We start from the raw sequence: 13,656 nt of genomic DNA, 5'->3' as shown, positions 1-13,656 counted from the left end.
GGCTATCTGGGCCTTCAGCTCCGTCTGGACATCCTCGGGAGCGACCTCGAGCATCCGCTCGGTCAGAAGCACCATGCGTCCCGCGGTCACAGGCACCGAGTTCTTGACCTCCTCTGAGTCGGCGGCCGGGTCCGGCAGCCGGATGCTGTCCCGCTCGATCGCCGTGCTGCAGTACTGGATCAACGGGTCGTCGCCCACAGCCGGCGGCTCGTCGTTGCGGGTCACGAAGACCGCAATCAGGGCGGCAACGATCAGCGCCGGGACGGCCAGCGCCACGGCCATTCTCCGGCGGTCGGGCGGCGTCTTACGCGTAGGTTCGGGTTGAGCGGCCTCGGAAGGGGCCTTGGTGACCGGCTTCTCAGGCGGGGTGTCGTTCAACCGCCCACCTCCCCATCACGGAGAGGCGGGCGGCTGCGATTGAAGCTACGAACCCGACGATGGGCCTATTTATTGCGGCGCCTGCGTTCAGGACCACGGCCCAGATCGGTCACCGGCCGCTTGCTTCGCATGACGAACCCTGCGGAGATGAGAGCCAGGGCCAGTGCGAAGAACGGCAGGAAGTCGGCACCGGTCCGAACCAGCGGAGAGGTAGGCGGCTTCGGTGCTGCCGGGGGCGGCGTGGGCGACTTGGTAGGCGTCGGTGACGGAGTAGGCGTCGCCGCCGGCGGAGGCGTGAGCTTCACGATGGCGTCGTCGTTGTCGGTTACCTCGTTGCCTTCGTCGTCCTCACCCTTGCCGGTGACGACGTCGGTCTGCGTCTGTCCCGCAGTCCCGGTGAACTCTGCCGTGAACTCGCAGGTGTAGGTGCCCCCGGCGGCGATGGTGCCTCCGGTGTCGCAGGTCCCCTTGCCGTTGAGGTCGCCGTAGATGTCGTCGGTCAGCTCGGTCAGGATGATCGGCTCGGTACCCGGGTTCTTCACCTCCACGTGGAAGGTGAAGGATCCACCGGGAGCCGTCCGCTCGAGCGGGGTGGCCGTCTTGACTACCTCGATTCGAGGCAGCACGTCGGTCAGCTCGACCTCGGCGTCGTCGTCGTCGTCGACCGTCCGTCCGGTTTCGTCCCGTCCGGTGACCGTGACCACGTCGGTCTGGCTGTCCCCCGCGTTGCCGGTGAACGTCCCCTCGAAGCTGCAGGAGGCACTCCCTCCCGGAGCAAGGACATCTCCGATCAGGTCGTCGCATGAGTTGACCCCCGAGCGGGTGCCCAGGTTGCCGTAGATGTCGTCGGTGAGCGTTGTGATGGTCAGCGGTACGTTGCTGGTGTTGGTGACCACCACGTTGAACGTGAAGGTTCCACCGGGCTCGGGCATCGTGCCCGGGGTGGCCGTCTTGTCCAGCTCGATGGACAGCGGGCCGGGCGGCCTCGGGGTCAGGGTGATGACTGCGTCATCGTTGTCCGTCACCGTCTGGCCGATCTCGTCGACCGCGATCACCGTCACGATGTCCGTTTCGGTGTCTCCGGCCACGCCGGTGAAGGTGACGGTGAAGGTGCAGGGAGCGGTGCTCGCCCCCGGCGCCACCGTGTCACCGATCAGGTCGTCACAGGTGTTCGGCTCTCCCCTGGTGGCGAGGTTGCCGTACACGTTGTCGACCAGCGACGTGATGACGATAGGAACCGTGCTCGGGTTGCTGACCACGACGGAGAACGTGAAGTCTCCACCGGGCTCGACCCTGGTGCCGGGCGTAACGGTCTTGTCCACCTGGACCAGCGGAGCCGGCCTCGGGGTGAGGGTGACCGTTGCGTCGTCGCTGTCGGTTGCCGTCTGGCCGAACGAGTCGGTTCCGATAACCGTGACGATGTCGGTCTGCGAGGCTCCGGCAACGCCGGTGAACGGACGGGTGAAGCTGCAGGGAGCGCTGTTCGCCCCCGGCGCCAGGACCGTTCCGATCAGGTCGTCGCAGGTGCTCGTGGCCGACGGTGCGCCGATGTCACCGTAGATGTTGTCGGTCAGTGAGGTGATGGTCAGGGGCACGGTGCCCGGGTTGCTGACGATCACCGTGAAGGTGAAGTCACCGCCGGGAACCGGCCTGCTGAGCGGTGAGGCGGTCTTGTCGACCACTACCGAAAGAGGCGGCAGCGGCACGAGCGCCACAGTGGCGTCGTCGTCTGCAGTAACCGTCTGGCCGTTTCCGGTTCCGGTGACTGTGACGACGTCGGTCTGGCTGGCGGGGGTGGCGTTGTTGAACGGCCCCACGAAGCTACAGGAGGCGCTGGCCCCCGGAGCCAGGGTGTCGCCGATCAGGTCGTCACACGTGCCGTTGAACGCAGCGCCGCCGATGTTGCCGTAGACGTCGTCGACCAGTGACGTGATGGTGACCGGGATGGTGCCTGGGTTGGTCACGGTCACGTCGAAGGTGAAGTCGCCGCCCGGAACGAACCGGGTGAGCGGCGTCGCCGTCTTGATCAGGTCGATCTGCGGTGCGGTCGGGGTGAACAGAGTGACGACGGCGTCGTCGGTGTCGGTGACGGTCGTCCCCGCAGTGTCGGTGCCGACCACGGTGACGATGTCTGTCTGGCTGGCCGGCGTTGCGTTGTTGAACGCCCCCGTGAAGCTACAGGAGGCGCTGGCTGCCGGAGCCAGGGTGTCGCCGATCAGGTCGTCACACGTGCTGGTGGCCGACGGTGCTCCGATGTTGCCGTAGATGTCGTCCGTCAACGAGGTGATGACAAGCGGCCTTACCCCGGTGTTCGTCACCACGACGTTGAAGGTGAAGTCGCCGCCGGGAACCGGGAGGCTCGCCGGAGTCACGGTCTTGTCGACCAGGATCTGCGGAGGCGGAGGTGCGATCAGAGATACGACTGCGTCGTCGGTGTCGGTGACCGTCCGGCCGAAGTCGTCGGTTCCAATCACGGTGACCACGTCGGTCTGGCTGGCCCCGGCCGCCCCATTGAAGGGACCGGTGAACGAACACGGGGCAGAGGTCGCCCCCGGCGCCAGGACATCGCCGATCAGGTCGTCACAGGTGTTGCTGGTGATCGCCACATCGCCGGCCTCGATGGCCTCGGTGCCGATGTTGCCGTAGATGTCGTCGTCAAGGCTGGTGATGGTGACCGGGATCGCGCCGGGGTTGTTGACCACGACGGTGAAGGTGAAGTCTCCACCCGGTGCTTCACGAACCAGCGGAGAAGCGGTCTTGTCGACTGCTATCTGCGGCGGCGCCGGGAGGATCAGGCTGACGGTTGCGTCGTCGGAGTCGGTGGCGGTCCGGCCGATGAAGTCGGTTCCGACCACGGTGACTATGTCGGTCTGGCTGGCAGCCACCGCGCTGTTGAACGGCCCGGTGAACGAACACGGTGCCGAGCTCGCCCCCGGCGCCAGGTTGTCGCCGATCAGGTCGTCGCAGGTGTTGTTGGTGATCGCCACATCACCGGGCTCGATGGCCTCGGTGCCGATGTTGCCGTAGATGTCGTCGTCAAGGCTGGTGATGTCGATCGGGATCGGCCCGGTGTTGGTCACCACGACGGTGAAGGTGAAGTCCCCGCCCGGGACCAGCTGCTGCGGCGGCGCCGCCGTCTTGTCCACGGCGATGGCCGGAGGAGGCGGGGTGGTCAGCGTGACCAACGCGTCGTCGCTCGCGGTGGCGGTTGCGCCGGTTACCGCGTCGGTTACCACGACGGTAGCTATGTCGGTCTCGGTGTCGCCCGGCAGCCCGGTGAACGTGCCGACGAAGGTGCAGGGCGCAGTGCTGCTGTTCGGCGGGATGACGTCGCCGATCAGGTCGTCACAGGTGTTGCCGGTGATCACCGGGTCACCGGGCTCGATCGCCTCGGTGCCGATGTTGCCGTACACGTCATCGGTGAGGGTGTTGATCGTGAGCGGGAACGGCGTCGGGTTGGTGACGACCACCGAGTAGGTGAAGGTGCCGGTCGGCGCCGGCTGGCTCGCCGGGGTAACCGTCTTGTCGATGTCGATGTCGATGACCCGGACGTTCTCGTTCGGAGCCCCGCAGGGTGAGGTAACCGGTGCGTTGTTCAGGTCGCCGGTGTAGCTGACGACCCAGAAGTAGGTGCCGGGGCCGGGGGGTAGGAAGGGGTCGGAGGTGTAGTCCCCGTTGCCGGTGACGATGTCGTCGGCCCCGGTGTACAGGTCGGGGCCGGCACAGGTCGGGTCGTTCGGGCCGAACACGCTGTAGGTCACCGATCCCGCTCCCGGTCCCTGGACCGGGTTGACCAGGCCGGACAGGGTCGCCGTGTCGGTAAACGATGTCCCGTTTTGAACTCCGGCTGCCGAGACCTGGGTCACGATGGCCGGGGTTGCCTGAAGAACCGTGGTGACGTCGCTGCCGGTGCCCGATCCAATCTGGCCGCTCGGCTGGTGGACGAACACCGCGCTGGCGTTGGTTGCCGTCTGGACACCCGGCACTGCGGGGAAAGCGTCGTGGTTGGGAACCTTGTTGACGGTGATCGTGTAGTCGATGGCGCAGGTGTCCAGATCGTCGCCGATCGAGGGCTGCTGCAGCACGACCGATCCGACGGTCGGAACGAACTCGACCTGGCCGGTTGCCGGGTTGACCAGCACGGCGTTGAAGGTTTGGCCGGCGCACCCGGTCCCGGCTCGGCCCACGAAGGGCCCGTTAAGCGTAAAGGTGCCGGGGTCGGCTATCGATCCGGGGGCGGTACACGTCGGGTCTCCGACAGTGGAGCAGGAGGGTACCAAACGGATCTGCGACGCGGTCACCGTTCCGACCGCTTCGGCGCCGTTCGAGTTGTTGACGATGGTTAGGGACGAGGGGAAGGTGTCCCCGACCGTGACTGTCGTGGGCATGTCGGGAGTGGTGGAACCGCCGACTCCTGCAAGCGCGTCGTTGATGGGAATGATCAGCACGACCAGCAGCGTGAATGCGGCCGCCAGCGCCAGTTTCTGCCGGGGGGTTCGGGCCGTTAGCAGGCTGGCTACTCCGCCTGACAGCTCCGACTTCCGGCCGGGGAATTTCCAGCCCTTACCGCCACTCATGATGCCTACCTCCGTCAATTAAGTACGCGCAAAAAGAGCAACCATCCGGTCCGGGGCTTGTGAACCGGGCAGCAGGTAATCCCTGCCGGGTGCGTCGGACGATATCAAACGCGGGAATTTAGTCAGACCAACCCTCGCACTCAAGTCATTCGATACCGGAACATTACTCTCCGCGGTCGGTTCTTACCAGCCTCAAACAGTCAACTTAAGTTAATTTGTGTCTACGACAGTTACTGAAATACCGCTGAGATTGTGCGGGTACCCTTAACCGGCGCGGTTCAACCCGCCCGAACGGCCGAGATGGTAAGACGGACGTAGTCGATCTCACCCTCGGGGAGGTGATCGGCGACGCGTTCGACGAACCTCCCCCGCTCCCCTTCCGGCATCGATTCGAGGTGCGAGCCGAGAACCACTGAGGTCAAAAAGCGCTCCAGGAGTCGCCGGTCCGCCAGTCGAATATCATCACCCTGAAGTTCAACTTGAATGTCTGTAAAGCCGGCATCGGCAAGTCTCGACCTCACTGTTAGCGGCTCCGAGAAGTTCCAGATGCCCGGTTCTGCGGGGACGCCGGTCACCTTTTCAACCGCCGCCGACACCCGGGCGATGTTGCCCCTTCCGCCGCAGTCGGCGACAAGCCGGGCGCCCGGCCGCATCACAGCGGCAAGGTTCCTGAAGAGTGCGGCGTGATCCTGGACCCAGTGGAAGGCCGCGACACTAAACACCACGTCGACCGGCTGGTTCAAGGGCAGGGGTTGGGCGAGGTCGGCTTGAACCACCTCGACCCGATCCATCCGGCCGGCAAGCCGGGTCTTGAGGCGCTCGAGCATGCGGGCCGAGCCGTCGAGGGCGATGACCCGCCCGTTAGGCAGGCGTTCCAGCAAGCGGGCGGTGTCCCGTCCCGTGCCGCAGCCGGCCTCGAGCACGGTTTCGTCGCCGGCTAGGTCCAGCAGGCCGAGGATCCTCAGCCCCCACGCATCCTGGGGCTCGGCGAGGCTCTCGTAGGCTTCGGCGTCCCAGTCCCGAGGGGCCGTCAAGCCTGTTTGGGCAGTCCCCGGCGGCCCGACGGAGGGCCGAAGTGTTTAAGAGAGGCAAAGAGCAACGTGACGGCTGCCGCCAGGATGCAGGCGCCGAGCGGGACGTGGAGTGCCAGCATGTCGGTGAACCCCAGGCCGATCTGCGCCACCTCTGCCACAAATAGTCCTGCGCTGCCAAGCGCCAGCCAGGCCGAGTGCTGATGGCGCCGCCAGCACAACACCGCGACGACCACCTGCAGGACGGAGATCGCGATGATGACCGAGGTGCCGGTCAGCTGGTGCAAGCGAAGGGCCCCACCGTCGCCATCGAGATACGTCCCGGCGAAGACCGCCTGAGCCAGGGCAAGCAGGACGTGCACGGCCATGAGCAGCCGGAGCACCCAGAGCAGGTTGGTCACCTCCGGCTGCCTGCCTGCCTTGCCCGAGACTGTCACGAGCCGGACTCGGCAGGTTTCCAGCGGGTCTGGAGCTGGCGCACCGCACGGGCCTCGTCAAGGCGTCCGACGGGGCTTCTTACCGGCGCGTCGTGGAGGACGTCCGGGTCGGAGGCTGCCTCGGCCGCGATCTCCAGAAACGCCTCGGCCAGCGCATCTAGGGTCTGCTTGGACTCGGTTTCGGTCGGCTCGATCATCATCGCCTCCTCCACCACCAGGGGGAAGTACACGGTGGGAGGGTGGAAGCCCTTGTCGATCAGCCGCTTGGCGATGTCCATCGCCCGGACGCCGTACTCCTTGCGGAACTTCTTCGCGGTCAGCACGAACTCGTGCATGCACAGGCCGGGGTGCGCGGTCTGGTAGGTGCCTTCCAGGCGGGTCCGCAGGTAGTTGGCGTTCAGGACCGCCCGCTCGGAGAGGTTGTGCAGGCCGTCGGCGCCCAGCGAGATCAGGTAGGTGTACGCCCGGACCACCATGCCGAAGTTGCCGTAGAAGCCGTGGACCCGCCCGATCGACTGCGGCAGTTCTTCCCAGAAGTACTTGCCGGTCTCGGCATCGAAGCCCGGGGTCGGGCTCGGCAGGAACGGCGCCAGGCGGCTGCTGACCGCCACCGGGCCGGAACCCGGGCCGCCGCCACCGTGCGGGGTGGTAAAGGTCTTGTGCATGTTGATGTGCACGACGTCGAAGCCCATGTCCCCCGGCCGGACGATGCCGACGATGGCGTTCAAGTTGGCGCCGTCGTAGTAGAGCAGCCCCCCCTTGGAGTGAACCGCCTTAGCGATCTCCTCGATCTCCTGCTCGAACAAGCCGAGCGTGTTCGGGTTGGTGAGCATGAGGCCGGCGACGTTGTCGTCCATAGCGTTTCGCACGGTCTCGATGTCGACCAGGCCGCGGCTGTCGGTGGGGATCTGCTTGACCTTGTAGCCGGCCAGCCGAACCGTAGCCGGGTTGGTGCCGTGGGCGGAGTCCGGGATGAGGACCGTGTCCCGGGGCGTGCCGCCCTGGGCTTTGTGGTAGGCGCGAACGACCAGAAGTCCGGTCAGCTCCCCCGCCGCTCCGGCCGCCGGTTGGAACGAGGCGCGCGCCATGCCGGTGATCTCGACCAGGAGCTGCTCCATCTCCCAGATCAGCGCCAGGGCGCCCTGCGCCTGCTCGGCCGGCTGCCACGGGTGCAGGCGGCTGAAGCCGGGGAGCGCGGCGGTCTGCTCGTGGATCTTCGGGTTGTACTTCATCGTGCACGAGCCCAGCGGGTAAGCCCCGACCTCGATCGACCAGTTCTTGCGGGAGAGGTTCGTGTAGTGGCGCACCAAATCCAGCTCGGAGACCTCGGGGAGGTGCGGGCTCTCGGAGCGGAGCATCCCGGCCGGGAGCACGTCGGCAGCCGTGGGGACGCCGGCATCAGGGGTCGGGACCGTGGACGCCCGTCGCCCGGGGACCGACAGGTCGTAGATCGACCCTTCCTCTATTGCGGGACTCGGGTTCTGGCTCATGCGATCACCTGCCCTAGCGACTTGACCATCTGTTCTACCTGGGCAACGGTCCGCCGCTCGGTTGCCGCCACCAGCAGGCAGTTCTCCATGCCGGGGAACATCTCGAGACTCGGTCCGGCCAGGTAGCCGGCGGCTGCCAGCTTCGACAGCGCCTCCCTGGCACTGCCCGGGACCTCGAGGACGAACTCCCGGAAGAAGGGCGACTCGAAGCGCACCCGGCATCCCGGAAGCTCACCGGCCAGGTCGGCGGCCAGGTGGGTCAGGCTCACGCACCGCTCCCCCAACTCCTTGATCCCTTCCGGGCCCAGCCACGACAGGTAGACCGAGGCGGTCACCGCCATCAGGGTCTGGTCGGTGCAGACGTTGGAGGTGGCCTTCTCCCGCCGGATGTGCTGCTCCCGGGTCTGAAGGGTGAGGACGTATCCGGGCTTGCCGTGGACGTCGACGGTGGCGCCGACGATGCGGCCGGGCATCCTGCGGGCGTGGGCCAGGCGGGTGGCGAATATCCCGAGGTACGGCCCGCCGTAGTTGAGGTCGTTGCCGAGGCACTGCCCCTCCCCCACGACCACGTCGGCGCCGAGGGCTCCCGGGCTCTCCAACAGCCCGACCGAAAGCGGGTCGAAGTGGACGATCAGCAGGGCGCCGGCGGCGTGGGCTTTGTCGGCTGCGGCCTGGACGTCCTCGAGGCACCCGAAGAAGTTCGGCTGGCTGATCACGACCGCAGCAGCGCCCTCCAGGTCGCCGAGCTCGGTCGTTCCGTTTTCGCAGGGGGCGGTGACGAACTCGTACTCCAGGCTGGCGCCCAGCGAGTCGAGCACCTTGCGGTAGTTGGGGTTGATCGCCCGGCTTACGACCACCCTGTGGCGCCCGGTGGCGGCCGACGCCAGGTGAACCGCCTCGTTCACTGCGGCCGCCCCGTCGTAGAGGCCGGACCCGGCGATCTCCATGCCGGTCAGCTCGCAGATCATGCTCTGGAAGTCGAAGACCGCTCCCAGAACTCCCTGCGACAGCTCCGGCTGGTAGGGCGTATAGGAGGTCATGAACTCGCTGCGGCCTGCGCACGCCCTGACGGCGGCCGGGATGTAGTGGTCGTAGGCCCCCCCGCCGGCGAAGCAGGTCAGCCGGTCGGTGGCGGTGTTGAGCGCGGCCAGACTGTAAAGCTGGTCGTAGACCTCACTTTCGCTCTTCGGGTCGCCCAGCTGCAGGCGGCGGCCCAGCCGGAGGTTCTGCGGGATGGGCTCGAACAGGTCCTCGATGGTGTCGACGCCTATGACGCCGAGCATCTCGGCAATGTCGGTTTGGGTATGGGGGGTGTAATCCACGTCACTCCACTTCGTCGCTTGTCGTGTAGCGGGTCTAGCCGGTCTTGAAGGGCGGTTTCACCACCTGGACACCAAGGCGTTTGCCCCGGATGTCGATCTCCAGCTGGGTACCCAGCTCCGACAGCTCTGCTGACACGAATGCCAGGGCGATGCCGGCGCCCAGGGTTGGGGAAAAGTTACCGCTCGTCACCTCTCCGACGGGCGTGTCCCCCAAGAATACCTGATGCCCCATACGTGGAATGCGTCCTTCGCCCGCCAGCAGGCCGACCAGCTTGCGGCTTACACCGGCCTCCTTGACCCTCTCCAGCGCCGGCTTGCCGACAAAATCCTTCTCCCAGTCGATCACCCAGTTGCAGCCGGCCTCGATCGGGTTGATGTCGACGGACAGCTCGTGGCCGTGGAGCGGGTAGCCCATCTCCAGCCGGAGGGTGTCCCGGGCGCCGAGCCCGCACGGCTTGATGCCGGCCGGCGCACCGGCTTCCAGGAGCAGGTTCCACACTGCTACAGAGTCGTCCCAGGCGGGGAGGAACTCGAAGGTCACCTCTCCGGTGTAGCCGGTTCGGGCGACGATCACCTCGGTCCCCTTGAGCGACAGGGTGGCGAAATCGTGCATCTTCAGCCCCTCGGCCTCCGGCAGGATCGGAAACAGCACCTCCCGGGCCTTCGGGCCGGTCAGCGCCAGAATGCCCCAGCGCCCGCGTGCGTCGGCAACGGTGACGTCGTCCTCCGAGGTGATGCCGGCGTTGAGGAACTCCAGGAACGCATCGGTGTTGGCGGCGTTGGGCACGACGATGAACTTCGTCGGGTCGGTCTTGTAGATGAAGATGTCGTCGATCACTCCCCCGTCGGGGGTCAGCACCAGGTTGTAGCCCGCCTTGTTCGGCTTCATCTTGGCGACCTTGCCCGGCAGGAGGCGGTCGAGGACCGCCTCGGCGTCGGGGCCGTCGACCGTGACCTTGCCCAGGTGGGTGACGTCGAACAGGCCCACCGACTCCCGCACGGTCTTGTGCTCGGACACCGTCCCGGAGGGGTAGACCAGCGGCATGTTCCAGCCGCCGAAGTCGACCAGCTTGGCGCCGGCAGCGAGATGCTCCGCCTTCAGCGGAGACTCCCTCGTCACTTGGACTGCGCCTGGGGCTCGGAGCCAAGCAGGTCGCCGAGGCCGGAGGGCGGCGGGGTCTGGTCGGAGCGGGGGGACGAGTCCTGGCTCGGGCGCTCCAGGCCGTACTTGATCAGCAGGTCCAGGTAGTCACGCTGGTAGAAGATCTTGCATTTCACATCCGGGTACAGCTCTCGCAAAAGACGCACCTTTCGGTTCTTCTTGGTCACAAGCTTCTGGTTCAGAGTTGTGATCTCGATGTATGTGTCGTACTGGGGCAGATAAAAGTCGGGGCGGAAACGCTGATTCGGCACGCCCTCGCGGTCCCAGCCTATGTCGAATGAGCGGGGTTCGTACTCCCACTCGATCTGGTAGAAGTCCAGAAGTTTGGCGAACTGCCGCTCGGAGTTGTGAGCGAAATTGACCGTTTCGCTGGGTAAAGGGGTGTCGTGCTCGGCTTCGGGGGGGTCGACGGGCTCCGGGATGAGGCTAGTCCTCCCCTTGCGCCGCCCGGTGAAGGTCAAGGTGCTCGACGTTGTCGCCCTCGGCGGGGGCTGTGACCTGGCCCCTGGCACGAAGAGCGGAAACCGAACCTTCGAGCTCCTTCATCACCGGGTCGACCGCAATGCCGAAGACTCCCTGGCCGCCGAGGAGAAGGTCGTAAACCTCCTCGGGGGACTTGAGGGCGTAAACCGAGTGGCCGTCGCTGACGATTGTCACGCCGCTGGGGTCGTGCCCGAGCTCGTGGAGGTACGAGATCGCCTCACGGACCCGCTGCAGGCTGACGCCGGTGTCGAGGAGGTTCTTGATCAGCTTAAGGTCGACCAGGTCGGCGAAGGAGTAGAGCCGCTGCGAGCCGGAGCCCTCGGCGGGGCGCAGGCTGGGGGGAACGAGCTTGGTGCGTGCCCAGTAGTCGAGCTGGCGGTAGGTGATGCCGACGATCTTGCAAACCTGGGGCCCTCGAAAGCCCTCGCCCGAATCCAGCTCCACCTGCACAACTCCCTTCGATGTAATTACCTGGGCGTCACGCTATAGGGATGAATTTGGGGGGTCAAGCTTATCGGCGCCCGTAGCACCTCAAGCTTACGTTTAGAGTTGTGCCTGACTGACGGTCGAAAGGTTGAAGGTTTTCCCTATCGAAGGTTTCAGGCGCCGAAATCCTCCGGCGAGACCTCTTCAAGGAAGGCCCGGAATTTTTCGACCTCACTCTCCTCCTCGTCATCCCGAATGGTGATGCTTGCCTCCTCCACCACTTCCTCCGCGGCAAAAATGGGGACTCCCGTCCGGACCGCCAGCGCTATGGCGTCCGAGGGCCTGCTGGAGATCTCGTAGGTGCTGCCGTTTCGGCTGAGGCGGATGGATGAGTAGAAGGTGCCCTCACGCAGCTCGACGATGGAGATCATGTCGACCGCGACGCCGACCTCCTCCAGGATGGATTTGAGCAGGTCGTGGGTCATGGGACGTTGAGTCTGGACGCCCTGGAGGGCAAAGGCGATGGCAGTGGCTTCGACGGCGCCGATCCAGATCGGCAGGTACCGCTCGCCGTCGCGCTCTTTGAGGAGCACGATCGGCTGATTGGTCGGAAGTTCGACCCGAACACCAACGAGGTTGAGCTCGATCAAAATGCCTCCCACCTTACTTTTGAGTCAGCGTAGCATAGGCCAAGATTCAATTATCTAGCTCTTTTCCCCTGCCGAGGATTCCCCAAAGCGCGTCCGGTTTTGCAGCCAGGGCCGCAACGTCCCTGACGCCCACCAGATAGGGCAGGTTGCGGTAGCGGCGGCGGAAATCCAGCCCGTAACCGACCAGGTACTCCGGGGTCTCGAACCCGACGTAGTCCAGCGGCGGCTGGGCGATCCGGCGCACCGGCTTGTTGATCAGCGCGCAGACCTTCACCGACTTCGGCCCGCGGGCCTGGAGGTTGCGCAGGAGGAACGACAGCGTCAGGCCGGTGTCCACGACCGTCTCCACCACGATCACGTGACGTTCCTGCAGCGGAGTCTCCAGGTCCTTGATGATCCGGACCACCCCGGTGCGGGGGGCGCTGCCCTCGAACTCCGAGACGATCATGAAGTCGATGTCGGCCAGCCCCAACTGGCGTGACAGGTCGGCCATGAAGATCAGCGAGCCCTTCAGGACCGCCACCAGCACGGGCCGCTCGCCGTGGAGGTCCTCGTCGATCTGACGGGCCAACTGGGCGACCTTGGCGGCGATCTCCTCCGCCGAGTAACGGACCTCCGCTAGAGCCATGGCCCCCACGGGTTCACCGGAGGGCGATCAGGAGGGGGGCGAAGAGCGATATCAACGCCGCCAGCGGGCTGCGATGCCGTTCCGGCCGCTCACAGGGCAGGTCCGATCCGGGACAGGTCTGTTTCACGGGAATGGTCAGGCCCCCGGGGACCTCGACGATCAGGTCGGACTGCGCCGGCCGGTAGCGCATCCGCGGCGCCTGCGTGGTGTCTCCCAACAGCACACTGACCTCCTGGGCGGCCATCAACTTCACCGTTGTTCCGTCCCCGTAGGTTACCTGTCCCCACGTCCTGTCCGCTCCGACAATCTCGTACCTTTTGAAGGCGTTGAACCCGAAGTTGAGCACTGCGGACGACTCGGCGAACGGATCGGGGCTTCCGAGGATGACCGAGATCCTCTCCTCTTTGTCCCGGATGGCCGATGCGACCAGCGATCGCCCGGCGGTACGTGTGTTGCCGGTCTTCACTCCGCTGGCGCCTTCGAGGCGGCCCAACAGCTCGTTGCGGTTCACCAGGTCTCGGGGCGGCCCCCCGGCACGCGGGATCGTAAAGCGAGGCGTGGCCACGATCTTCCGGAACTCGGTGTTTCCCATGGCGGCCCGGGTGATCTGGGCAAGGTCGAACGCGGTGGAGTAGGCAGCCGGGTCGTCCAGGCCGTCCGGGTTTGTGAAGTTTGATTCGAGGGCGCCCGCCTTGCGGGCCCGCTCGTTCATCATTCCGGCGAATCCCTCTACGCTGCCCCCGACGTGCTCCGCCAGCGCCACGGCTGCGTCGCTCCCGGACGGCAGCAGCAGGCCGTACAGCAGGTGCTCCACGGTGAGCTTCTCCCCCCGCACGAGCTCCAGCTCGGTGACCAGGGGGTCGGTCGCTCCTACCGCCTCGGCCCGGGCGGAGGCGGTCACCATCTCCTCAGGCTCGGCGTTTTCCAGAACGACCAGCGCAGTCATGATCTTGGTGGTACTGGCGATCGCCCGCCGGGCCCGGGAGTTCTTCTCCCACAGGATCGACCCGTCGCTGGTGTCCAGGAGAATCCCGGCTGCGGCGCCCACCGCCGGCGGCCGCCGGGAGGTTTG

The 13,656-nt window shown here is 66.0% G+C and carries 12 protein-coding genes; all 12 read right to left on the bottom strand.

All coding sequences use genetic code 11. The features are described 5' to 3' along the window. On the bottom strand, positions 1-378 hold a 378-nt coding region (locus tag VFV09_15300; protein ID HEU4869076.1), incomplete at its 3' end, for a hypothetical protein. 65 nt (positions 379-443) lie between these two features. Continuing rightward, positions 444-4,955: a hypothetical protein gene (locus tag VFV09_15295; GenBank protein ID HEU4869075.1), complete on the bottom strand. Its 4,512-nt coding sequence runs from the start codon at positions 4,953-4,955 to the stop codon at positions 444-446. Positions 4,956-5,233: 278 nt separating this feature from the next. Beyond that, positions 5,234-5,989, bottom strand: a complete 756-nt coding sequence (locus VFV09_15290; GenBank protein ID HEU4869074.1) for a class I SAM-dependent methyltransferase — start codon at positions 5,987-5,989, stop codon at positions 5,234-5,236. Next, a complete protein-coding gene (locus VFV09_15285) occupies positions 5,986-6,423 on the bottom strand; it encodes a hypothetical protein (protein HEU4869073.1) in 438 nt (145 codons plus the stop codon). Before VFV09_15285 ends, VFV09_15290 begins: the two co-directional genes overlap by 4 nt. Then, positions 6,420-7,913: an aminomethyl-transferring glycine dehydrogenase subunit GcvPB gene (gene gcvPB / locus VFV09_15280; GenBank protein HEU4869072.1), complete on the bottom strand. Its 1,494-nt coding sequence runs from the start codon at positions 7,911-7,913 to the stop codon at positions 6,420-6,422. The genes VFV09_15285 and gcvPB overlap by 4 nt, the downstream gene beginning before the upstream one ends. After that, a complete protein-coding gene (gene gcvPA / locus VFV09_15275; GenBank protein HEU4869071.1) occupies positions 7,910-9,235 on the bottom strand; it encodes an aminomethyl-transferring glycine dehydrogenase subunit GcvPA in 1,326 nt (441 codons plus the stop codon). Before gcvPA ends, gcvPB begins: the two co-directional genes overlap by 4 nt. 34 nt (positions 9,236-9,269) lie before the next feature. Further along, on the bottom strand, positions 9,270-10,355 hold the full coding sequence (gene gcvT, locus VFV09_15270) for a glycine cleavage system aminomethyltransferase GcvT (GenBank protein ID HEU4869070.1): 1,086 nt from the start codon (positions 10,353-10,355) through the stop codon (positions 9,270-9,272). Beyond that, complete coding sequence (locus tag VFV09_15265; protein HEU4869069.1) at positions 10,352-10,858, bottom strand: hypothetical protein; 507 nt, start codon at positions 10,856-10,858, stop codon at positions 10,352-10,354. The genes gcvT and VFV09_15265 overlap by 4 nt, the downstream gene beginning before the upstream one ends. Further along, entirely contained in the window at positions 10,824-11,324 is a 501-nt protein-coding gene (locus VFV09_15260) for a MerR family transcriptional regulator (GenBank protein HEU4869068.1), read from the bottom strand. The genes VFV09_15265 and VFV09_15260 overlap by 35 nt, the downstream gene beginning before the upstream one ends. Before the next feature lie 155 nt (positions 11,325-11,479). Beyond that, positions 11,480-11,956 (bottom strand): bifunctional nuclease family protein, encoded by a 477-nt coding sequence (locus VFV09_15255; protein HEU4869067.1) that lies wholly within the window; start codon positions 11,954-11,956, stop codon positions 11,480-11,482. Positions 11,957-12,002: 46 nt separating this feature from the next. Then, positions 12,003-12,584, bottom strand: a complete 582-nt coding sequence (gene hpt, locus VFV09_15250; GenBank protein HEU4869066.1) for a hypoxanthine phosphoribosyltransferase — start codon at positions 12,582-12,584, stop codon at positions 12,003-12,005. Between the two features lie 13 nt (positions 12,585-12,597). Next, the coding region (locus VFV09_15245) for a D-alanyl-D-alanine carboxypeptidase family protein (protein ID HEU4869065.1) at positions 12,598-13,656 on the bottom strand (1,059 nt) is incomplete at its 5' end.

This window comes from Actinomycetota bacterium (genome assembly GCA_035759705.1).
Classification (GTDB): domain Bacteria; phylum Actinomycetota; class CADDZG01; order JAHWKV01; family JAHWKV01; genus JAJCYE01.
The sequence above is the reverse complement of the archived record's forward strand: the minus strand, read 5'-3'. Positions and strand labels throughout refer to the sequence as shown.